The 24043-nt window shown below is 44.6% G+C and carries 17 protein-coding genes and 1 pseudogene; 13 read left to right on the plus strand and 5 right to left on the minus strand.

Annotated elements, in window-relative coordinates:
• Positions 1-101 precede the first annotated feature (101 nt).
• Positions 102-1151, plus strand: coding sequence for an AI-2E family transporter (locus ACWICE_RS11415; protein ID WP_185213204.1), 1050 nt, complete (start codon positions 102-104; stop codon positions 1149-1151).
• 52 nt (positions 1152-1203) lie between these two features.
• Here ACWICE_RS11415 and ACWICE_RS11420 read toward each other — a convergent pair whose 3' ends face one another.
• The gene (locus ACWICE_RS11420) at positions 1204-1842 is read right to left on the minus strand and encodes a 4'-phosphopantetheinyl transferase family protein (protein ID WP_454298413.1); all 639 of its coding nucleotides are present in this window, start codon (positions 1840-1842) and stop codon (positions 1204-1206) included.
• A 107-nt stretch (positions 1843-1949) separates the two neighbouring features.
• Here ACWICE_RS11420 and dcd point away from each other — a divergent pair, with 107 nt between their 5' ends.
• Complete coding sequence (gene dcd, locus ACWICE_RS11425) at positions 1950-2486, plus strand: dCTP deaminase (protein ID WP_093099536.1); 537 nt, start codon at positions 1950-1952, stop codon at positions 2484-2486.
• A 98-nt stretch (positions 2487-2584) separates the two neighbouring features.
• Here dcd and prfB read toward each other — a convergent pair.
• Positions 2585-3668 (minus strand): peptide chain release factor 2 gene (gene prfB, locus ACWICE_RS11430; protein WP_139185500.1). Its coding sequence is split into 2 segments (ribosomal slippage): positions 2585-3607 and positions 3609-3668, totalling 1083 coding nucleotides; the frame shifts between segments, so codons are not numbered across the junction.
• A gap of 72 nt (positions 3669-3740) precedes the next feature.
• Here prfB and pgi point away from each other — a divergent pair.
• Together pgi and ACWICE_RS11440 are read left to right on the plus strand one after the other, a co-directional pair.
• Positions 3741-5390 (plus strand): glucose-6-phosphate isomerase, encoded by a 1650-nt coding sequence (gene pgi, locus ACWICE_RS11435; protein ID WP_454298414.1) that lies wholly within the window; start codon positions 3741-3743, stop codon positions 5388-5390.
• 259 nt (positions 5391-5649) lie between these two features.
• The gene (locus ACWICE_RS11440; RefSeq protein WP_454298415.1) at positions 5650-7251 is read left to right on the plus strand and encodes a M20/M25/M40 family metallo-hydrolase; all 1602 of its coding nucleotides are present in this window, start codon (positions 5650-5652) and stop codon (positions 7249-7251) included.
• Between the two features lie 958 nt (positions 7252-8209).
• Here ACWICE_RS11440 and ACWICE_RS11445 read toward each other — a convergent pair.
• Complete coding sequence (locus ACWICE_RS11445) at positions 8210-10354, minus strand: carboxy terminal-processing peptidase (protein WP_454298416.1); 2145 nt, start codon at positions 10352-10354, stop codon at positions 8210-8212.
• Between the two features lie 183 nt (positions 10355-10537).
• Positions 10538-11641: a tetratricopeptide repeat protein gene (locus tag ACWICE_RS11450; RefSeq protein ID WP_454298417.1), complete on the minus strand. Its 1104-nt coding sequence runs from the start codon at positions 11639-11641 to the stop codon at positions 10538-10540.
• A 206-nt stretch (positions 11642-11847) separates the two neighbouring features.
• Here ACWICE_RS11450 and ACWICE_RS11455 point away from each other — a divergent pair, with 206 nt between their 5' ends.
• From ACWICE_RS11455 to ACWICE_RS11495, 9 genes are all read left to right on the plus strand, one after another.
• Positions 11848-13128, plus strand: a complete 1281-nt coding sequence (locus ACWICE_RS11455; RefSeq protein WP_185213198.1) for a replication-associated recombination protein A — start codon at positions 11848-11850, stop codon at positions 13126-13128.
• Between the two features lie 25 nt (positions 13129-13153).
• The gene (locus ACWICE_RS11460) at positions 13154-13678 is read left to right on the plus strand and encodes an exonuclease domain-containing protein (protein WP_312697936.1); all 525 of its coding nucleotides are present in this window, start codon (positions 13154-13156) and stop codon (positions 13676-13678) included.
• Complete coding sequence (locus ACWICE_RS11465; protein ID WP_454298418.1) at positions 13678-14670, plus strand: mannose-1-phosphate guanylyltransferase; 993 nt, start codon at positions 13678-13680, stop codon at positions 14668-14670. The genes ACWICE_RS11460 and ACWICE_RS11465 overlap by 1 nt, the downstream gene beginning before the upstream one ends.
• 115 nt (positions 14671-14785) lie before the next feature.
• Positions 14786-15571, plus strand: a complete 786-nt coding sequence (locus tag ACWICE_RS11470; protein ID WP_454298419.1) for a tyrosine-protein phosphatase — start codon at positions 14786-14788, stop codon at positions 15569-15571.
• Between the two features lie 660 nt (positions 15572-16231).
• Complete coding sequence (locus ACWICE_RS11475; RefSeq protein WP_454298420.1) at positions 16232-17704, plus strand: ATP-binding protein; 1473 nt, start codon at positions 16232-16234, stop codon at positions 17702-17704.
• Positions 17704-21279 (plus strand): response regulator, encoded by a 3576-nt coding sequence (locus ACWICE_RS11480; protein ID WP_454298421.1) that lies wholly within the window; start codon positions 17704-17706, stop codon positions 21277-21279. The genes ACWICE_RS11475 and ACWICE_RS11480 overlap by 1 nt, the downstream gene beginning before the upstream one ends.
• A 14-nt stretch (positions 21280-21293) precedes the next feature.
• A complete protein-coding gene (locus tag ACWICE_RS11485) occupies positions 21294-21659 on the plus strand; it encodes a response regulator (RefSeq protein ID WP_093099520.1) in 366 nt (121 codons plus the stop codon).
• Positions 21660-21661: 2 nt separating this feature from the next.
• Positions 21662-22471, plus strand: a complete 810-nt coding sequence (locus ACWICE_RS11490) for a CheR family methyltransferase (protein ID WP_454298422.1) — start codon at positions 21662-21664, stop codon at positions 22469-22471.
• A 42-nt stretch (positions 22472-22513) separates the two neighbouring features.
• Complete coding sequence (locus ACWICE_RS11495) at positions 22514-22888, plus strand: response regulator (RefSeq protein ID WP_093099517.1); 375 nt, start codon at positions 22514-22516, stop codon at positions 22886-22888.
• 421 nt (positions 22889-23309) lie between these two features.
• On the opposite strand, the pseudogene ACWICE_RS11500 reads toward ACWICE_RS11495, so the two are convergent.
• Positions 23310-24038 (minus strand): annotated as a pseudogene (locus ACWICE_RS11500) (hypothetical protein); the annotation flags it as partial.
• Between the last annotated feature and the right edge of the window lie 5 nt (positions 24039-24043).

Consider the following 24043-nt stretch of genomic DNA (forward strand, 5'->3'; position numbering starts at 1 on the left):
CAGCCGCTATCTGAGACCGGAGCATGGTAGGTTTGCAGGGAATTTAAACATGGTTCAGAACCAAATCAATAGTTCGTTGTTTTATTATTCTAAAATCAGTTATGAGCAACAACGATGTTTTTTCACAGAAGGAACGTAATGTAATCATCCTAATCATAGTCATTGTATTGGGAGGGATCATCCTTTATGCCACCTCGGGGATATTCGGTGCCTTTTTGGGGACCATGGTCATGTATACCCTATTTCGGAACCTAAATATCTTCTTGATCGAGAAATGGCATTGGCCCAAGCCTGTATCTTCCATTTTTATCATCATCCTTTCCATCTTTATCATCGTCCTTCCCTTCTTGGGGATAGGGAAGATGCTTTTTGATAAAGCTATCGAGCTCCAACAGGATCCGCAATGGGTCAAGAAGATCATGGATGCCATCAATCATTTTGTGGGTGATAAATTAGGGCAACCTGATCTCATCGAGAAGCAACTTGAGGCCAGTTCTACCTATTTAGGGGGGCTTTTGACCACAGCGCTTACCGGAGCTGCAAATGTGTTCCTGGAAATCGCGGTGATGTATTTCCTGTTATATTTCTTGTTTGTGAATTATAAAGGATTCGAAGGCGGGATAGTTCATTACCTCCCTTTTGATGATGAGAATGCAGTTACTTTTGGGGAGGAGCTAAAAAACATCACCTATTCAAATATTATTGGACAAACGATCATTGCCATTATCCAGGGAGCATGTTTGGCGATCGGTTTTTGGATTTTCGGTGCCAAGGACCCGCTGTTTTGGGGGGTGATCTGTGCTATCCTTTCCTTTATTCCATTACTGGGACCACCGTTGATTTTTGTTCCTGCTGCGGTCATATTGTTGGCCGACGGACATAACTGGCAGGGGATTGGGCTGCTTGCCTGGGGATTTGGTTTAGTGATCAATATCGATAATGTACTTCGCTTGGTGATCGCCAAGAAACTAGGGGACATACATCCGATCATCACAGTGGTCGGTGTGATCATCGGTCTGCCTTTATTTGGATTGATCGGGCTGGTCTATGGCCCATTGTTACTGGCCTATTTCTTAATCGCTGTTAGGATCTATAAATCAAACAAACGACTTTCCTTAAAACAGCATTTGTTGCAGGATGGGCAGACATAGTGTATTAAATGAAGTATTTAGACCTATGTGCATCCCTCTGAATATGGCTGGCCTATCCAACGACGTACCCTAACATATATTCATTGAACCTTTCATAGAACACATCAAAGGTCCGGACCGAATCATCCTTGGTGAGTATGACTTTCATGACGCCTTGCTGGGTGTAGCGGAATGGCTCAATCGTCATGTTATGGTAGAAGGAAACGCCCCTATTGCCCTGGAGTTTGTAGAGGGCTTCCTTGGCACACCAACAGGCATATAACTGGTCTACCATTTGGTCTCCTTCAATAAACGCTAGTTCTTCCGGTTTTAGGAACTTGTTTTTTATCCTGACCACCTTTTCTTTTACAATTTCAAGGTCTATTCCACAGACGCCAGCAGAGCTCAGCATCACGCCGGCATAATCATAGGAGTGGGTCAATGAAATTTCATATGGGAAGTCTGGCAAATAGGGTTTCCCATTTGAATCAGAGGGGCAGCTGATATAATCCGGAGTTTGCAGCAAATAGCGCAAAAGTGCTCTTGTTGCCAACCAATGTAAGGTCCTTTTCCCTTTTGCTAGGCTCCTGAGCTTTGTCAGTTCAGATTCGTCAAGTTGCAACATGGCAACCAATTCATCTTCCGTTTCTTCAATTTTCCACAGGGCTATGCGGCTGTGCGCATCCAATTCTTTTAGATATGCTAGTGACATAGCCAAATTTAGCGTTTACCAACTAGTATTTAGCTTTAGATATGTTTTTTATTTATTTTTAATGTATTTTTGAATCCTGCTAATCAGCAGTAGTTTAGCTTCAGAATATGATATTATCAGATAAGAGAATTTTAGAAGAAATCGATAGGGGGATGATCGTGATTGAACCTTTCGACAGGAAATGTTTGGGAACAAATTCATACGATGTCCATTTGGGAAAATATTTAGCAAGGTACAAGGATGAGGTCCTGGATGCGAAGAAGCATAATGAAATCGAACACTTTGAGATTCCGGCTGAAGGTTATGTTCTTCAACCAGGCACACTGTATTTAGGGGTAACCATAGAGTATACAGAAAGCCATGGGCATGTTCCTTTCTTGGAAGGGAAATCTAGTACTGGGCGTTTGGGTATCGATATCCATGCAACTGCTGGTAAAGGTGATGTTGGTTTTTGCAATACCTGGACCCTGGAGATTTCCGTTGCACAGCCAGTTCGCGTATATGCTGGGATGCCGATCGGGCAATTGATCTACTTTGTGGTGGAAGGTGATATCGAGACGATGTACAACAGTAAGGGAAATGCGAAATACAATAACAAAACCATTCGCCCTGTGGAAAGCATGATGTGGAAAAATGCTTTTTAGTGGTTTAATTAAAAGTATTTCCTAAGAAAATATATATTAGAAAGGGCTGGAATCATGATTCCAGCCCTTTCTAATGTCCCTGAATTCCTAAGTTTCCATTAACCTCCGAATTCCATCAGGTACGATTTCAGGAATCCGTCCAGATCCCCATCCAATACTGCCTGTGTATTCGAGGTTTCGGTATTTGTCCTTAAATCCTTGATCAATTTATAGGGATGGAGGACATAGTTGCGGATCTGTGAACCCCATTCAATTTTTTTCTTCGAACCTTCGATTGCAGCGGTTGCTTCTTGGCGCTTTCTCATTTCGATTTCATACAATTGGGACTTTAATAAGCGCATGGCATTTTCCTTGTTCTGCAATTGCGATCTTGACTCCTGGTTCTTGATAATGATCCCGGTAGGCTTATGGTGCAGCCTCACCGCAGTTTCTACCTTATTTACGTTCTGGCCTCCTGCTCCTCCCGAACGGAAGGTGTCCCAATCGATTTCTGAGTCCTTTACTTCGATCTCTATATTGTCATCCACCAACGGATAGACATATACCGATGCAAACGAAGTATGTCTCTTGGCATTGGAGTCGAAAGGAGAGATCCTAACCAAGCGATGTACGCCATTTTCACCTTTCAGATAGCCATAAGAAAAATTACCAGAAAACTGTAAGGTCACTGTCTTTATCCCGGCTACATCACCTTCTTGATAATCCTGCTCCGTTACCTTACAGCCATGTTTCTCGCCCCACATGATATACATCCTCATCAGCATCGCTGCCCAATCGCATGATTCGGTACCACCGGCACCAGCCGTTATTTGCAGAATCGCATCCAATTGGTCCTCTTCGGCACTGAGCATGTTCTTGAATTCCAGCTCTTCGATTTCTGTCAGTGCAATCTGGTATTGGTCTTCCAATTCCTTTTCGCTAGCATCACCGCTTTGAAAGAATTCATACAGAACACCTGTATCTTCCACTGCAGCATTGACATGATCAAACTGATCGGTCCAGATTTTATGGTTTTTAATGGAATGCAGGACCTTTTCTGCGGCTTTTGGGTCATCCCAAAAGTCGGATTGCATCGTGATTTGGGTTTCACGCTCTATCTCTTCCTTTTTGGCATCAATGTCAAAGATGCCTCCTCAGGGAAGTGATTCTGTCCCTCAAGTCTTGAATTTGTTCTTTGGTCATAGGAACAAAGATAAAATAAAATTGAGGATAGAATAGGCTGTAATCCTTATATTTGAACAAAAGTAAAGATATATGTTACCAAAAATTGATTTTACAACGACCCAAGCCTTCAAATATTTAGCCGATCATTTCATAACCATAAACGAATCCAGCATTAAGGATCTTTTTGCTAAAGATCCTGAACGTTTCGATAAGTTTTCCATCTATTTGGGCGACATCCTGTTGGATTATTCTAAAAACCGCATAAATGAGGAAACCATGGCATTGTTGATCCAATTGGCGCGCGAGTGCAAATTGAAAGATGCAATCGAAGCCATGTTCAACGGCGAGAAGATCAATGAAACAGAAAAACGTGCGGTATTGCATACGGCATTGAGAAATAGATCCGGCAAGCCTGTCCTTACCGACGGAAAGGATGTGATGCCAGAGATCAAAGGAGTCCTGGAAAGGATGAAAGACTTCTCCGGACGTGTTATTTCTGGAGAATGGAAAGGATTTACGGGAAAAGAGATCACGGATGTAGTGAACATCGGTATCGGTGGTTCTGATCTAGGGCCAGTAATGGTCACAGAGGGACTTAAAGCATATAAGACAAGGTTGAACATGCATTTTGTATCCAATGTAGATGCAACCCAGATTGCGGAAACCCTGAAAGGTCTAGATCCTGAAACTACATTGTTCCTGATTGCATCAAAGACCTTTACTACCCAGGAGACCATGGCCAATGCAAATTCTGCCAAAGTATGGTTCTTGAAGGCAGGAGCAAAAGAGGCCGATGTTGCCAAGCACTTTGCAGCCTTGAGTACCAACGAGTCTGGCGTATCAGCATTTGGTATTGATACCAGGAATATGTTCGAATTCTGGGATTGGGTAGGCGGTAGATACTCTTTATGGTCCGCTATTGGACTATCGATCTGTTTAGCGATAGGTTTTGAAAAGTTCGAGGAACTTTTGACAGGAGCATACGAAGCCGATGAGCATTTCAGGAATGCGGAATTTGAAGAGAACATCCCGGTCATCATGGCTCTATTGGGCATATGGTATAATAATTTCTTTGAAGCTGAAAGCAGTGCCATCCTTCCATACGACCAATATTTACATCGATTTGCAGCTTATTTCCAACAGGGAGATATGGAAAGTAATGGTAAGTATATTGATAGAAATGGAAAGAGAGTTGATTATGAAACCGGACCGATCATTTGGGGAGAGCCGGGTACCAATGGTCAGCATGCTTTTTATCAATTGATCCATCAGGGAACCAAGCTGATCCCTTGTGACTTCATTGCACCAGCTATTTCCCATAATCCACTGGGTAATCACCACCAAATGTTGCTTTCCAACTTTTTTGCACAGACCGAGGCCCTGATGAATGGAAAATCAGAGGAGGAGGTAGTCGCTGAACTGGAAAAAGCAGGTAAGTCCGAAGCTGAAATCAAAGAATTGACCCCTTTCAAAGTATTTGAAGGAAATCGTCCTACCAATTCATTCTTGATCAAAGAGATCACGCCTAAGACTTTAGGAGCCTTGATCGCACTTTATGAACATAAGATCTTTGTGCAGGGGATCATCTGGAATATCTTTAGTTTCGATCAATGGGGTGTGGAGCTTGGAAAGCAATTGGCAAACCAGATCCTTCCTGAGTTAGAGGGAGATGGAGCCGTTGAAACACATGACTCCTCGACCAATGGACTGATCAATCAATACAAAGACTGGAGATCATAATCTAAGGGGAGGAACCCCTAAAGCCTCTAAAATATTTTTTTAATTAATACATGGAATTTTGATGGCCTGGGCAAATCCCAGGCTTTTTTTTGAGTTCGACAGGCTTGGCAAATCATCATAAAAATGGAAAAACCTGCATAACTCAACCGGGGCGAGCAAAGAAAAACTCCCTTTACCAGACTTATTGGTCTTATCTTTTTTGCTTTTGGCAAATTTTGCCGACCTTAGGGTTTACCTAATTAATAACTGAACATTTACTATGAAATTCAAACAACAGACCATTTGCCGTTTCAGGAAATTAGCCTTTTTATTACTTTCAACAGGGATTGCATATACTCCAACGCAAGCACAGCGCATGGGACCCAATACCCCAAGATCCGTTGACCCAATAGTTGAGCAGATCGTAAATGAGGCAACAAATAATTCAGAATTGGAAACATTAGCTTTTGAACTGCTGGATGTCGTGGGGCCGAGATTAGTTGGTACCCCTCAAATGACCCATGCCAATGAATGGGCATTGAAAACCTTTCAACGCTGGGGGATCTCAGCAAAAAACCAGCAATTTGGTGAATGGCATGGATGGGAGCGAGGGATCTCGCATATCGATATGACCCATCCCAGGCAGAAAACGTTAGCTGGAACCCAATTAGCATGGAGCCCTACCACCAATGGTAAAGCCATTGAAGCGGAGGTCATTGCCTTTCCAGATATCAAAGATTCACTCGCCTTCAGGGCTTGGTTGCCTAAGGTAAAGGGGAAATACGTAATGGTTTCAATGCCACAACCAACCGGTAGGCCGGATGCCAACTGGAAAGAATACGCAACGCCTGAATCTTATGCAAAAATGAAGAGGCAAAGAGATTCTATCGGATCCGTTTGGAATGAACGTATCAAGGCAACAGGATTAGCTCCCAACTCTATTCCTTCAGTTCTCGAGGATGCTGGAGCGGTAGGTGTACTGAGCAGCTATTGGTCGGCAGAATTTGGTGCAAATAAGATTTTCGGAGCTAGGACCCATAAAGCGCCTTCATTGGATATCTCCCTGGAGGACTACGGTATCCTATACCGTTTGGCTGAAAAAGGCTATGCACCAAAGATTAAAGTAGAGACTTCTTCTAAACATTTAGGAAATGTTCCATCTTTCAATACCATAGCAGAGATCAAGGGATCTCAGTTTCCTGATGAATATGTTATCCTGTCTGCGCACTTGGATTCTTGGGAAGGTGGCTCTGGCGCAACAGATAACGGTACCGGAACCATTGCAATGATGGAAGTCGCTCGTGTTTTGAAAAAAGTCCTTCCGAACCCTAAACGTACGATCTTGGTAGGATTATGGGGAAGTGAAGAGCAGGGATTAAATGGATCTCGATCATTTGTCCTGGATAACCCTGAGGTCATCGAGAAGACTCAGGCAGTCTTCAACCTAGATAACGGTACAGGCCGTGTTGCCAATATCAATGGTTCAGGCTTTGTACATGCCTATGACTTTATGGGACGCTGGTTAGATGCAGTTCCCAGTCATATTACAAAGGATATCAATACACAATTTCCAGGATCCCCTGGTGGCGGTGGTTCAGACCATGCTTCATTCGTAGCTGCGGGGGTACCAGGCTTTATGCTTAGCTCTTTGTCATGGGGTTATTTCAGCAACACTTGGCATACCAACCTAGATACATACGATAAAATAGTCTTTGATGACCTGATATCCAATGTGATCCTAACAGCCGTATTGACCTATAAAGCTTCTGAAGAACCCGCTTTGGTGAACAGGGAAAAAAGAGTGTTGCCAGCAGATGCAAGTGGAAAACCTGGAACTTGGCCAGCTATTCGCCAACCAAGGAGAACAGGGGTGGGGTATTAGGAGATAGACATGAGGCAGGAGAACCGTTTGGCGTTAATCCACCTTATTTGGGACAGGATTGGAGGATAGAACAAGATTGTTATCCAGCTAGAAAGGGATACAGTTTTATAGTCACGGATCGCATTCGTCCACTGGATGCAGGTATATATGTCCTATCGGATTAGGATACTGAAAAATTGGTTTAGCGCAGGCTATTCCATTTTTCAGTATCCTTTTTTATTGAATAACTTACGTCGTCATTAGCAGAATAGCACATTCGGGTTCTCCCAATCCGAACGGTAAATGAAGGATCTGTAAGGTTCTCCCCCCAGGACCCTGTCTCGATAATCGAAGATTATGCAACTGTGCGCCAATTCATGTTTTATTGGGTTTTGAAGGGTCTTAATGCTTTGTTTTTCTCATTAACCATTTCATTTTTCTATATAAGGTCGGGCACAAACTTTTAGAGTTGAGGTATTGCAAACGTCCATCCTTTCAAAGAAAGTTCTATAGCCGCAGGCTCTTTTTCAGGTTGCATAAAAATGGAAAGGATGACGTTGACCTGTGCGATGGGATTGGCCTTGGAAGATATTCCCGACAGCAAGGTATTCCTTTGAAGTGCGCTGGGCAGTGCGAAGAGCTACCTTAAATGGGCCAAAGCGTTTACTGGTCCGAGTTGTTTTTGGCGTCCGTGTGCTCCTTCGCCGGTTTGGTTATCTAGGGCATTAAAAGTAACGCAGAAGATATATTTTGCTTTTTTTTTTAATTCATGCCATCGCTTCTATGGAGTTCACCGGAGGCCGGTTTTTTACATTTGGTTCATTGCTCAACGGTGACACGAAAATCTTCCTGATCACAATTAAATAAGGACAAGTGACCATTTATATCCATATAAAACAAAGCAGGCTGGACATTCAATGACCAGCCTGCTTCTTTTTTTATTTTTACCTAGACCAGGGTGTAATGGCCAATGTCTACCTTATTTCTTAAGCCTAATATAATCAGTCAGCACATTTGCACTTTCATCAAGCACAAAGTCGTAATCCAATTTTGGCTGCGGTTGACCTTCTTTCCAAAGTGGTTCACCTAAGAAAGAAAGCTGTTTGTTGATACGCTCTCGTTGTTTCAATCTGCTTTTTTCCCTTTCAGCTTTAAGTTTTTCCTCATTCAAGGAAATTGCAGGCATGGACTCATTTTTGCTGAATTCTGCAATGTCTTCCAGTAAGAACGAATATGCAGGTGATTTTTGCATACGTTTCTTATGGATGTCTTCCAATTGCGTACTGATTTCGGTCAAAGAACCGATTTTCGAGAATTTGGTTGGTTTGATCTGATCCCAGGGCAATGCGGAAGGCTCAGAACTTTCTCCAAATTTCTCAGCTGAATATTGTGTAGGGAATACTAGGTCTGGGTCGACACCTTTATGTTGGGTACTGCTACCTGTAATACGGTAGAATTTACCCATCGTAATATTGATCTGCCCAAATTCCGGAGCACCGTTCGGGGTGTCCGGATCAGATTCGCCCGATGCCTTGATCAAAAGCTTGTTGGTGGCACTGATGAAACGGGACATATCCACCGCATTTTGGACTGTGCCTTTTCCGTAGCTCGTAGAACCAAGGATAATTCCCCTTCCGTAATCTTGGATCGCACCAGCGAAAATTTCAGAAGCAGATGCAGAGAACCTGTTGATTATCACACCAAATGGACCCTCCCATGCCAATCCCGTTTCTTGGTCGCTGTCTACCTGGACACGGTTCCGAGAATCTCTCACCTGAACTACGGGACCCTGGTCAATAAAAAGGCCGGTCAATTCAATAGCCTCTTGCAACGAACCGCCTCCATTATTTCTTAAATCCATCAATACAGCATCCACACCGTCCTGTTTCAGGCTATCCAATAACAACCTTACATCTCTTGTGGTGCTCTTATAGTCTTTATCTCCACGGCGGACCGCTTCAAAATCGATATAGAATTTAGGGAGGTTGATCACGCCGATTTTGTAGTTTTTGCCGTCCTCACCTTTAATGGTTCTTATTTCACGTTTTGCTGATTCCTCGGCAAGAATGATCTTTTCACGGGTAAGTTTTACGATTTTTGGTGCAGCGGATAATTCAGCTCCAGCAGGTAGGATTTTCAAACGAACCACAGTTCCTTTTTTTCCCTTGATCTTTGCTACAGCAGCATCCAGTCTCCAACCGATGATGTCTTCAAACTCACCATCATTGCCTTGCGCAACAGCTACGATGCGATCATTGATATGAAGTGACTTATCTTTGAATGCAGGGCCTCCAGCAATGATCTGCTTGATGGTCACCATTTCATTCTCCATTTGAAGCTGTGCTCCAATACCCTCTAATGTATTTGACATGCTCTCATTGAAAGCTTGTGCGAATGATGGATTGTAATAGGTGGTATGAGGGTCAACAGCGTCTGTCAATGCCGTCATGATCATTTGGAAAGCATCGTTGGAATTTGTTTTCTTAGCTTGGGAGATCAAGTTATTGTATCTGTTGCGTAGAGTTTCCTTGTTCTTTTCTCCATCCACCTTTGCAGAGTCTCCTGCAGTCAGTCTCAGGTTCAGAAGATCATATTTAACACGCTTTCTCCACTGGTCCTTCAATTCGGCCTCTGAAGTAAACCAATCTTGTTTCTCGCGAAAGCTGGTATAAGTTTCGTCTTTTGTGAAGTCATGTTTTGCATCGATTTGCTCCAAGGCAAAGTTCATGCACTGCAGATATCTGTTAGTGTATTTATTGAAGATATAGAATGCACTGGACAGGTCGCCAGCCCTGAAGTCTTGGCTGATGCTGTTCTTGAATTGTTGGAATTCGTCAATATCAGATTTCAACATGTAATTCTTCCCCTGGTCGATTCCTTCCAACAGGTTATTGAAAACAATATTGGAAAGGGAATCGCCCATGGGGACTTTCTTATAGCTGAAATTCTCCAATAAATTGGCTACTTCTTTCGCAATGATCTCATGTTGCGTTGTAGGCTTTAGTTCTAAGCCGTCCTGATCCAGGTTGACCCTTGGTTTTGCTCCACAGGCTACAACCGATATTAACGCAAGACAGAAAAGGAGATGTTTAAACATATATGTATAGTTCTTGAATTTGTTCATTAATTGTTGTTTCAGGGAATAACTCTATTCAAATAGTAAGAGGGTATTTTTATTACCGCTCAATTTAGTTAAAAATTAACTCAATGCTAGGATGACAACGTAAAATATTCATTTCAATTGTTCTTTCCGGTCACTTTTAAGGGTTATTAACTACTTTCCGGACAACCTCTTGACAACTGCGAATTAAAATAATTCGTTTCTTAATTTCCAGTAACTTGAAAGCTCCTGTTCGGCGTCTTCAAAGTTGCCCATCATCAAGTATATGTCCCCCAATTTATCTGCAATGGCCAACTGTAGGACCTTGTTGTTTTCTACGTCTGCCAATGTTTTTGCCTTTTCAAATTCCAATTGGGCAACTTTATAGTTCTGCTGTATGTATTTGGAAAGAGCCAACATGTATTCGATCTCAGGCAATTCATTGTCGATTTTTCTTAATGTCGCTAGATCTTTTGCTTGGATCAAAAACCACTGCGCTTCGGTATGCTTGTTCTGCAGCTGATAGATCTTTGCCAGATTAATCAAAGCATATACTTTGCCAAATTGGTTTTTGGTCCTGTTGTACAATGGAAATGCACGGCGGATAATGGTGTTTTCAGCAGCAAAATATTTCTTTTCATATGCTTGCACCAAGGCAATGCGGACCAAGGTATTGGCTTGGTCTACCAATTCCTTTTTCTGCACTGCAGATTGCAGGAATGTTTCCTGCATTGAAGCAGCGTCCGATAGGTTGCCATTGAATAGGTAGGCATTTGCAAGATTGTGCTCAAGCACGAATTTTTCGCCGGATCCTGAAGTTCTTGCTGCATTCAGTCCCCTTATCAATAGGGCGATAGCTCTATTGATGTCTCCTTGTTTAAGTAGTTCAAAAGCATGCTCATTGGCCATGCCTGCCGCCAAAGGTAAATTCCTGTTGCTTTCGAGTTTTGTGATCAGGCTATTCCATTCCCCTTCAGTTGAAGGGTAGGGCTTGATACTTTGCTTTAAATAAGCCGCATTTGAAGTTGGCCTATAATCTTCAATAATGGACTGGTACTCCAATTGACGGGCAATGGAGTCAAAAAAGCCCTTTTTCTCTTTATAGGAATCCACCAATTCCTCTTCTTTTGTCCGAGGTGCGGGAAGAACATATACTTTCGGGCCAATTCCAGCAAATGTACTGTCATATTTTGTAACAAAACCCGAAGGGTCCAATGGTTTATCATTGGTCTGGGCCTTTACGCTTACTGCCAACAGAATTAAGCCAAGAGTTAAGCTAACACGCACTTTATCAATCATTCTCAAATTCATTTTTTTCAAAAGTATTAAATAATCTGAAATATAAGATAAATGCAGCTGTTGGGAAAGGTAGAATAATTATTAAATAATGTTAAAACTTTTCGTTTAGCTGGAATTACCGGAGTTTAGCGAGTAAAAGATAGACGGAATGCCACATTCGTATTACCAATGCATATTTACATTGGGTTTGCTATGAAAAATCAATAGCTTTGTGGATTATGGCTACCAGAGTACCATTGGCTGAAAGGATGCGTCCCAGAAACCTTGCTGAATATGTCGGTCAAAAACATATTATAGGCGAGGGGGCCGTGCTATGGAACGCCATAGAGCAAAAGTCCATTCCTTCCATGATCTTCTGGGGACCTCCGGGGGTCGGTAAAACAACATTGGCTTTATTGGTCGCTAAATCCTTGGATAGGCCCTTCTATAGCCTCAGTGCCATACAGTCCGGTGTAAAGGATGTGCGCGAAGTGATTGAAAAGGCTGAACAGATGCGCCAGTTCAACCAGGAACAACCCATCCTTTTCATCGATGAGATCCACCGATTTTCCAAGTCACAGCAAGACTCGCTGCTTGGGGCCGTGGAAAGGGGAACGGTAACCTTGATCGGCGCTACCACTGAAAACCCGTCATTTGAGGTTATATCCGCTCTTTTATCGCGGTGCCAGGTGTATGTATTACAGGAGTTGACCAAGGAAGACCTGGTCCAGATCGTTGATTTGGCCCTGAACCAAGATGAATTCTTAAAGGAAGAGAATATTTCCATCAAGGAATATGATGCCTTGCTGCAACTCTCAGGTGGGGATGCTAGAAAACTGTTGAACATCTTGGAATTGGTTTCCCAAGCGGCATCGCATGGTAAACAGGAAATAACAAATGAATTTGTTGCAAAGCATGTTCAACAGAACAGAGTGCGCTATGATAAGTCGGGAGAGCAGCATTACGATATCATTTCGGCATTCATTAAATCGATCCGTGGGAGCGACCCAAATGCTGCGGTATATTGGCTGGCCAGAATGATTGAAGGGGGAGAAGACCCTAAGTTTATTGCCAGGAGGCTTTTGATCTTGGCGTCGGAAGACGTGGGGAATGCGAACCCGAATGCCTTGTTACTCGCAAATAACTGTTTCCAGGCCGTAAACGTGATCGGATGGCCGGAATCTAGGATAATTTTATCGCAAACAGTTATCTATTTGGCCTGTTCTGCAAAAAGCAATGCTTCCTACGAAGCCATCAATAAAGCTCAGGCTATCGTGCGCAAATCTGGGGACCTGTCGGTTCCACTTCACTTGAGGAATGCACCCACCAAATTGATGAAAGAGCTGAATTACGGAACTGAGTACATGTATGCCCATGCCTATAGCGGAAATTTTGTTGATCAGGAATATATGCCTGAGGGCCTGCATGATCAGAAAATGTACGAGCCTGGAAAAAATCCCGCTGAGGAGAAACTAAGGATTGCACTTCGAGATAAATGGAAAGGTAAATATGGATATTGAGTTTAATTTTTTTACTTTTATATAAATGTCTAAAACATTTACAACTATAGACTTTGAGCTCGCAACGGCAAAATACAATAGTGTTTGTGCTGTTGGTATAGTGGACGTTGTTGACGGCAAGATCGTAAATGAATTTTACAGTTTGGTCCAGCCTCCACAGAACAGGTATATGTGGCAAACCTCCAGAGTGCACGGTATCAAACCAAAGCATACAGCTCAGGCTCCGACCTTTATTGACCTATTTCCAAGCATTAAAGATTTGTTGGTTTCCAAACATATGGTAGCACATGATGAATTATTAGATCGTTCAGTGCTGAAGGAGACCATGAACTTTTATAACCTTCCATTCGAAGAACTTGGTCTGGAACCTGTTTGGGAGTGTACAAGCAAGATTTACCGATCATTAGGTTTTGAACGGACCAAGTTGAGTATATGTTGTGACTTAATGGGCGTAGAACTTAAGCATCATGATGCACTGTCCGATGCTAGGGCCACCGCCGAATTGTACCTAAAAGTGGACGATGCAATTGAAATGAAAAAATTAGGTTAATGATGGGCAAAATAATCAATGTAATATTATCTGGTGGTGTAGGCTCAAGGTTATGGCCGCTGTCCAGAAAGTCGAAGCCAAAACAATACCTGCCGATTTTTGAAGGCAAAACCTTGTTTGAATTGACCATCGCTAGGAATCAAGAGATTGCGTCCAAGGTGGTCTTGGTAGGGTCGGCATCCAACAAAACAATCGCCGAACCCTATTTGAAAGGTTATGACCATGATATCATTGCAGAGGCGGTCCCCAGGAATACGGCTGCCGCTATTGCATTTGCTGCCTTCCACGCGGATCAGGACGATATATTGATCGTTTCGCCTTCGGATCATCTGATCGAGGGATTGAAGAACTACCGAGAGGCCATCAACCAGGGCATCATTTATGCCCAAGAAGGATTTATCGCAACATTTGGAATAGTCCCAACTAGACCCGAAACCGGCTATGGATATATTGAGCACGAAGGCAATACCGTGCTCTCTTTCCGCGAGAAACCAAATGAGGAAACCGCAAAGGACTTTCTAAAGAAAGGCAGCTTCTTGTGGAATTCGGGGATCTTCTGTTTCAAGGCTGGGGTATATTTAGAAGAATTGATGCGTTTTGAGCCCAAGCTGTACAATGCTGCCGAGGTGGCATTTGAATATGCCCAGGACCTGGCCCTTGATCTGGCGCATTCCAAACTGATCCCTTCCAAGAGTATCGACTATGCGGTAATGGAGCGGAGTGACCTGATCAAGGTCGTGCCAGCAAGATTTGAATGGTCCGATATGGGGGCGTTCGACTCTTTATATGAGTATTTTAGGAGCAAAGGGCACCCTGTTGACGAGAATGGCAATATTGTTGTAGGTACTAATAAGCATACCGTATTTGTAGGCTTAAGTAACTGTATGCTAGTGAATACGGAAGATGCAGTTTTGGTGCTGGACAGGAGTCGAGCGCAGGATGTTAAACAGGTTTATGAACAGTTGGAAAAGGACAATCCTGCGTTAATTTAAGGTGTTTTGTAGCAAATGGGTTTTATTGAACGTTTTCATTAAACCTTATCGAGAAACAGGATGTCTAATATATAATTAGGGACCTATTACCAAACAACTAATATTTTTAGAAACTATGGGATTTTGGAGTAATTTATTTGGGGGCAAGAAAAATGACGGAAAGTCTTACGCTAATAGATTGGCATGGGTAGGCTGGGACATACACAACCATATCCTTCCAGGGATCGATGACGGTAGCCCCAGCGTTGAGGAATCTTTGATCCTGGTCAAAGGACTGAAGGAGTTGGGTATACATAACAGCGTTTCGACACCGCACGTTATGGCCGGGGTGCACAACAACACACCGCAGACCATCAAATCTGCTCATGCAGAGTTAAACGACCATTTAAAGGCAAATTCGCTGGATTTTAAACTTAACTTCAGCGCCGAGTACATGATCGATGACCAGATTCAGGAATGGATCCAGGCAGATAATCTGTGTCTGATCGCTGATAAGTACATGCTGGTAGAAATGTCCTACCTCTCAGAGTCCAAGGCCCTGTTCAGTGTTATCAAGGACATCCAGGATCGGGGATACCAGCCCATCCTTGCTCATCCCGAGCGCTACAATTATTTCCACAATAATTTCAAGATATTCGAAGAGATCAAACAAGCGGGTTGCCAACTGCAGTTGAACCTCCTTTCCATAAGCAAGTACTACGGAGAGAACGTGAAGACCTGTGCTCTGACGCTGATCCGTGCTGGGATGTATGATTTTGTAGGTACAGATATGCACCATACGCGGCACTTGGAGGCACTCAAGACGGTGGTTGCCAAATATGACATCCAAGAGTTATTGAGGGGAAATCCAATCAAAAATTCAAAACTTTTCGAATCCAAAAGTGAAAAGAAAACAGCCTGACTGATTATCCAGGGGAGTTCACGGTCAAGGAGATAAATCACTTTGCCAACCCTGCCCTGATCCTGATATTCGATCCCCAGAAGCTTTGGGCGTTCTTTATCTCAGGTTAACTTATTTTGAAAATAGGTTAAGCAATGCAGCGATCGGTCTATGATTCCTTAGAGGTCGAACCTATCCTTTCGCCAAGGGGTCATATGGACTCTAAATAAAAGTTTAGGTTTCCATGGTCCCTAGTTCCTCCTCTGCTTATTAATGGACAAAGTTGGGGCATTTAACTATATGTTCCTTAACCTAGCCATACTCCATAGATTGAACCCATGAGACAATCACCTTATTATACCTTTGGAACGGTCGAATCTTTAAGTATCAATAACTAATTCCTATTTTTTAATTTTAAAGCGCCCGATTTTTCGAAAATTCTTAAATTTCCCGGAAATTTGTGGATTTGGATCCGCTTTTGCCGGTCAAATTTATATTTCTAGTAAATCTACGGGGAACCAAACTCTTTGAATTGCAGGAAAGTCTCTAAAGAAGAAAAATATAGACTTTCCTTCGTGTAGATTAGCGTTTTTTCACTCTTTTTTTGATAATTTAGTTCTATCACCTACCTTCGGCAATGGTCCTGAAATAGGCGGGTACCACCGAAAAATAGATTAACAAATGATCCTAATAGTTGACGACAAACCCGAAAACATCTTTTCTTTAGAAAAGACTCTGAAATCTAAAGGCTTTCGTACCGATTCTGCCCTTTCTGGAGAAGAGGCGTTGAAAAAATGCCTCAAGAACGAATATGCCCTGATCATCCTAGATGTACAGATGCCCGAAATGGACGGTTATGAAGTCGCAGAGTTCCTGTCATCGACAAAGAAGACCAAGGATGTCCCGATAATCTTCCTGTCCGCCGTCAACAGGGAAAAGAAGTATATCGCCAAGGGCTACGAATCAGGCGGCATCGATTACATTACCAAACCGGTGGACCCCGATATCCTTTTGCTGAAGGTTAATACCTTCTATCGACTATACGAACAGACGGCAGCATTGCATAAAATGCAGGAAGAGCTGCAGAGAGAAATCGAATGGCGCAAATCAGCTCAAAATGAGCTTTCCTCAAAATTTGAGGAACTGAACACGACCCTAGAATCATTGCCCCAGGTCGCTTTTACAACGGATTCCCAGGGGAATGTGGATTTCGTTAACGAACAGTGGTTCCGGTATTCTCATGATAGGTCCACATGGCCCGAACTCCATCCCGAGGATGGACACATTTTTGAGAAATGGAAGTTCCAATTGGAAGACAAGCTTCCATTGGAGGCAGAATTGAGGCTTCGGGAAAAACAATCTGATAATTACCGTTACCATCTCCTAAAGCTTGTGCCCGTTGCCCAGGGGTCAGCTGGGCACAGCTGGGTCGGTACCATGACCGATATAGATGAGCGCAAGCAATTAGAAAATAAAAAAGATGAATTCCTGAGCGTTGCGAGCCATGAGCTCAAGACCCCATTGACCAGTATCAAGGCCTTTGCAGAAATATCGCTGCGCTCAATGAAGGACATGAAGGACCACCGTGCCTACAATTATCTCTCCAAGGTTAAGGAACAGGCTGAAAAGCTCCATAGCTTGGTAGAGGACCTTCTGGATATTTCCAGGTTGGAAAACGGCGGAATTAAAATCTCCCTTCAGGAAGTTGATTTCGAAGATCTCATCCAGCAGTCTGCTGATTCTGCAATGGTAGAACACCACGGTTCCGCAATCAGAATTGAGCGAACAGGCGCAAAGATCGATAGACCGATTTTAGCTGATCCCATAAGGTTGGAGCAGGTCCTGACCAATTATCTCAGCAATGCCATAAAGTACGCTCCAGGTTCGCAAGTAGTCCGCATTAACACAACTGTTAAGGACGATGCCCTGACCATAGAGGTCAGCGATGAAGGCATAGGGATCCCAGAACAGAAAATTCCTTTTGTCTTTGACAAGTTCTACAGGGTACAGGAAGCATCAGCAAAGTTCCAGGGCCTAGGCCTAGGACTGCACATTTGCAAAGAGATCATTTCCCTTCACGGGGGAGAATGTGGGGTCAGGAGCAAGCTTGGAGAAGGATCGACATTTTTTTTTACTCTCCCAATCAATAAATAATGGCAAAAAACGTATTTAGGAACCTTCAGATCGGTTTCGGTTTTTCCATGGCCATCCTTCTGGCCTCCTCCGCGGTCATGTTCCTCTCGTTCCGCAAACAGCGGGAGAACAAAGCCCTTATGGATCAGTCCCAACGGACCATACTCAATTCTCAGTTGGTCTTGATCGACCTGCAGAATGCTGAAACCGGACAGAGGGGCTATCTGCTGACAGGCCAGGAAGAGTTCCTGGCGCCGTACCGGGACAGCCGTAGGGATCTGCCGCAGCACCTGGGCAACCTTGTCAATGGAGATCTGAGCCCAATCCAAGTGATCAGGGCCCAACGACTCGGACGCTTGGCCAGGGAAAGGATTGAAGTGCTGGAGGGACTCATGGCACAGCGTTTAAGTTCCGGCAACCTATCTCCCGATCACCTAGACAGGGGGAAATCGATCATGGATTCATGTAGGGTCCTTATCGGCGAGATCCAACATGAGGAAGAAGCCAGGGTAGGAAAGCGTTCCGAGGAACTCGATAACTCCACTTTGACGACTACCATCCTGTTTGCCTTTGCCTCCTTAATGTCCTTGGTCATCACTGCCATCCTGTTCTGGAAACTTCGAGGCGACTACAGAAGGCGGGCAGAACTACAGCAGGAACTGCTAGAGAAGGACAGTGACATGAAACATAGGTTGAACATTATTAGGGGGATAGCCCGACAGGTTACCAAGGGAAACTATTCTGTGATCATAGATGACACGAAAAAGGACGATCTTGGGAACATAGCTGAGAGCCTTCGCATAATGACCGAGTCCCTGAAGAAGAACTTTGATCAGCTCCAAAGGAACGAATGGCGGAAAAATGGACTGGCCCAGCTGAATTCAGGTCTGATGGGAAACCCCGGTCTTGAGGAAATTGCAAAGTTCAGCATGGAATTCATCACCGACTACATGGATTTGGAGAACGGAGCAGTTTTCATGGTCGAAAGGAGTACGTTCAAGGTCATGCATACCGTCGGGCTCCAAAGCCTGCCTTTCTCAGAGGTCCCACTAACTGGAGGTGTCTTGGGAGAGGTCTACAGGACCAAAAGGTATAGGGTCCTCAAGGACCTATATCCAGAAGAGTTCAAGCTTTCCTTTGCACAGGGTGAAATATTAGTCCGCCAGATTGCATTGGTGCCCATTATCTACCAACAGGAATGCATGGGGATCCTCGAAGTCGGTTCTCGGGGAGATATAAGCGAAGAGAAGATTGGGATAATTTCCGACTTCTGTGAAACCATTGGGATATCTATGGCCGCGGCACAGAGCCGGCGCAGGGTCCAACAGCTATTGGAAGAAACCCAGACCCAGACTGAGGAGCTTCAGGTCCAGCACGCAGAACTGGAGACCCTCAATAGCGAGCTGGAAGCCCAGGCCGGTAGGTTGAGGGTCTCAGAAGAGGAGCTAAGGTCCCAGCAGGATGAGCTGCTGATCTCCAACCAGGAGCTCGAGAAAAGATCGCATCTCTTGGAGGAAAGAAACCAGGTGATCGTCGCACGGAACAGGGAAATCCAGGAAAAAGCGGAAGCCCTTGCCCTGAGCACCAAATACAAATCGGAGTTCCTTGCCAACATGTCCCATGAATTGAGGACCCCCCTTAACTCCATCCTCTTGCTTTCCCGTGTGCTCACTGAGAACACGGATGGAAACCTTAACCAGGAACAGGTTGAATCAGCCCAGGTCATCTGGTCATCAGGAACAGGGTTGCTTACCCTGATAGACGAAATATTGGACCTTTCCAAGATCGAGGCAGGGAAGATGGACATAGAGCTCGAGGAATTTAGGTTGGCAGACCTCATTTCGGAGCTCCAGCAGATGTTCAGTCCCCTCACCAAGGAAAAGAACCTGGAGCTCCGGATCGAGAATGGACTGCCGGGAGATTTCAACCTGAAAAGCGACAGGCTCAGGTTGGAACAGGTCCTAAGGAACCTGCTGTCCAATGCAATCAAGTTCACAGAAAATGGCCACATAACCCTCAGGGTGGAGAGGACCTCTGGACCTGGGGCTTCCGTCCGGTTCCATGTCAGAGATACAGGGATCGGGATTCCCCAAGAAAAACAGAAACTGATATTCGAGGCCTTCCAACAGGCGGACGGGTCTACCAGGCGGCAATACGGGGGAACCGGCCTGGGACTTTCGATCAGCAGGGAAATCGCAAGATTGCTGCATGGTGAGCTTACCGTGGAGAGCACCCCGGGCCAGGGAAGCTGCTTTACACTCTCACTGCCGCTTGATTTTGTGAATGGTGAGCAGATCGATGTCCAAAATGAGGAACCCATAGCTCCCCTAATTAAGGCCTTAGAGAATCCGGCAATTGGTCCTGGTATCCTTATCCCGCAATTTATTCCAGATGACCGAGGGACCATTGTTCCGGGGGACAAGGCGATCCTGATAGTGGAGGACGATGAAACTTTCGCCAGATTGGTACTGCAATATGCAAGGAAAGCTGGCTACAAGGCAATAGCTGTCGGCAGGGGTGACCTGGCCATGGAAGCTGCCCTGAGGTTTTCTCCGAAGGCTATCCTGCTGGACATCGTCCTGCCCCATATGGACGGGTGGCAGGTTCTCGAAGGATTGAAGTCCAATCCGGATACCCGTCATATCCCAGTCCACATGATGTCGGCCGAACAAGCCAAGAAAAGCGAAAGCATACGCAGGGGCGCAATCGATTTTATCAGGAAACCTTTCCAAAACCAGGGCTTCCAGGAGATTTTCTCCAAAATAGATTCGGCCTTGAGCAACGGTCCCAAAAAGGTATTGATCGTTGAGGAAAATCCAAAGCACGCCGAAGCGCTTTCGTCCTATCTTGAGAGCTTCGACATTTCCACAGAGGTGAAGTCCTCCCTTGAACAGGGGGTAAAGGCCCTTACATCGGGTAAAGTTGAATGTGTCATCCTGGACATGGGGATCCCGGATCCAGGGGCATATGAGACCCTGGAAACAATAAAGGGCCAAGATGGCCTAGAGGACCTTCCCATAATCGTCTTTACCGGAAAGAGCCTCTCTGGGCAGGAAGAGATGCGCATTAAGGAATATGCGGACTCGATCGTCCTGAAAACGGCCCATTCCTTCCAGAGGATCCTAGACGAGGTGAGCCTATTCCTTCATCTGGTGGAAAATAAGACATCTAGTTTATCTCCGCAGGTGAATGCAAAAGGTAGCCGACTTGCCGAAATCTTGCATGGAAGGAAGGTCCTGATTGCCGATGATGATATCCGCAACATCTTTTCCATATCAAGGGCCCTGGAAAAATTCAATATGGAAATCTACTCTGCCATCGATGGTGTGGAAGCTTGCCAGGTCCTGGAAAGTCAACCCGACATCGACATCGTGCTGATGGACATAATGATGCCAAAGATGGACGGTTTCCAGGCCATCGAAAAGATCCGTTCCATGGAAATCTTCAGCAAACTCCCGATAATCGCAGTCACGGCAAAAGCGATGATGGGAGACCGGGAGCGGTGCATGAAGGCAGGAGCCTCAGATTATATATCCAAACCTGTGGATCTGGACCAATTGGTCTCTTTGCTCCGGGTGTGGCTTTTTAACCGTTAAACCTTAGAAAACAGATGAGCATATTGATTATTGATGATGACAGGCGGAATATCTTCGCCCTTAAGACCGCACTCAGATCAAGGGGGTACGATTCCCATGGCGTCCTCAGTGCCCAGGAGGGACTTGACCTCATAGAGGTTGGAATGGGCATCAGCGTAGTGCTGCTGGACATGATGATGCCGGAATTTGATGGATTCCAGTTTTTGCAGCACATCAGGGATTCCAGCGGGAAGGATTACCCACCCGTAATTGCGGTGACAGCAAAGGCCATGAGCGGGGACAGGGAGAGGTGCCTTGGTGCGGGCGCGGATGGTTACGTATCCAAACCAGTGGATATAGATGTTCTCCTGGCCGAGATCCAGGGTTTAACGGGAGGGTGAGAATGGATATCGATTCCCAGTTAGATATTTTCCTTTTCAGGTTCCTCGAGGAATTCGGCTATGATTTCACAGGTTATAGCAGGGACTCCATTCAGAGGAGGATTTTACGGATTATGTCCTTATGGAAGGTTTCCGATCTGGAGGAGCTCTTGGACAGGATGCTCATGGAAAAAACATTGGCAGGGGACTTCGTGCAACAGGTCAGCGTTCCCCTGACCACGATGTTCCGAGATCCAGCTTTTTTCCTGGCCCTCCGTCAGCACGTGATCCCTTTCCTGAGTACCTTCCCCCTGATCCGGGTCTGGGTAGCAGGTTGCTCCACTGGTGAGGAAGCATATTCAATGGCCATATTGTTAAACGAATCTGGACTTCTTGAAAGGTCCCTGATCTATTCAACAGACCTAAACCCAGTCTCTGTGGAGCGTGCGTCCATGGGCCTGTTTCCCTTAGAGAACCTTGGGGAATTTGCAGATAATTATGTCAGTTCGGGCGGTACTAGGGATCTGTCTGACTATTACTCGCCTAAACTGGGCAGCATTAGCTTCAATGATGAGCTCCGTTCCCGAATGGTGTTCTCTACCCATAACCTTGCCAGTGACTCTTCCTTCAATAGCTTTCAGCTTATCCTGTGCAGGAATGTTCTGATCTATTTCAGGCGCTCCCTGCAGGGATCGGTAATGGAGCTCTTCCACACGAGCTTGGAAAATGGCGGATTCCTAGGCCTGGGTCCCAAGGAAACCCTCCTGTTCTCCTCGCTTAGGGATAGGTTCCAACAAGTTGGTGACCAAAAAATCTGGCGGAAAATAAATTAATGTTTCAAATTTTGGGGAGATTTAATATTTTCGCATAATACGATGGAAAACAAAAGGATACTTATTTTCGATGACGACCGGCACGTACTGGAGATATTTACGATCGTGCTGGAGGACATGGGGCATATCGTCGAACAGTGCCAGACTTCTCATGATGTTCTGGAAAAAGTGGAAAGGTTTCAGCCTGACCTGATATTGATGGACAATTGGATACCGGATATCGGAGGTGTAGCAGCAACCCAGATCTTGAAATCAAATCCCCAATATCGAGACATCCCGGTAATCCTGGTATCAGCGAACAGTGACATAGAGGACTTGGCCGCCACTGCAAAAGCTGACGGGTTCCTTTCCAAACCTTTTGACCTTGACAGTCTGGAGGGCATAGTCAATGAAACCTTCCAGGATAAGATAAAATAAATAGAATCCAAAAAGGTCATTTCGTTTTAAAAAGCGAATGTTGAACTAGGGTGATGTACCAGACACTTTGGTAGGTTTCCTAAAAAGAGCAGCCTAAGCTCCGATCTGTTTACCGCCGGGACAAACAACCGGGAAAATATGTGTTTTTCATAGAATCTTTATCTGATGATACTTAGACTGATCGCTTCCTGACCCCTCTTTCTGGTAGTCGGTTAGGTTAATTCTAGACGTGTTTCCTCATCAGTGGCTTAATGGGATTATAGCTATTTCTTAGAAAAACGTATCCCTTAGCTCTGCTAAATCTGTTATATCCATAACTTTCTTCCCTTAGGAACCTTTCATGCCTCTCTGTTCTCAGGGCATAATGGACGGTAACCCCTCCAATGGAATTTATTTTTTTAGCCAGCGAAAAATCCGGGACTTATCTGTCTTGGCAACCTTTGAAGAGCTTTAATAGTTTTTTCTGTACAGCTGCTTCCCTATCCCTTTTGTTTGCCCTTGCGTTCCGCTTGATCCAGCTGTCCAGTTTTCCCGCTTCGAATTTTTCCAGTATAACGGGACATATGTAGCTTTTTCTTGCTATCGATGGCGTATTGCCAAGATGGTACGCCACAGACCTGACTAGTTCTTTGCTGCTCTTCTCCCTTACCTTTATATTTCCTGGGTAATTTTCCAAGAGATGCCCCAATGCTCGAAAGCAGGCATTCCACGTCCTGATGGTCTTGCTGGTCACGTCTCCTGCATATACCTCAGAAAGGTAATTGTTCAAATGGGTTGGTTGGATTGGCCTCTTTTTATTTTGGTGATCAAAGTATTGCAGGAGTTGCCTGCCCGGTAATTCCAATAATCTTACGATCTGGGAACAGATCATTTTCTTGTCACACGCTTTCTCCTGTCTGATTCCTCTCTTCCCCTTATATCTGAAAATCAACTTGCCATTGATTATCTTGACATGCCTGTTCTGCAGTGTTGTGAGACCGAATGATCCATTTGAGTTACTGTAGAATGTATTTCCCGGTCTTATTGAAGTATATTGTATGATCGTAATTGCCAGGGCGCACACGAACCTTTGATCAAGATTCTTCCCTTTCAGGTCCCTTGCCAATTGCTTTTTCAAGGCTGCCAGTCCCTTACCGTAAAGGTATAGCTTGCTGA

This window comes from Sphingobacterium sp. NPDC055346 (assembly GCF_053645235.1).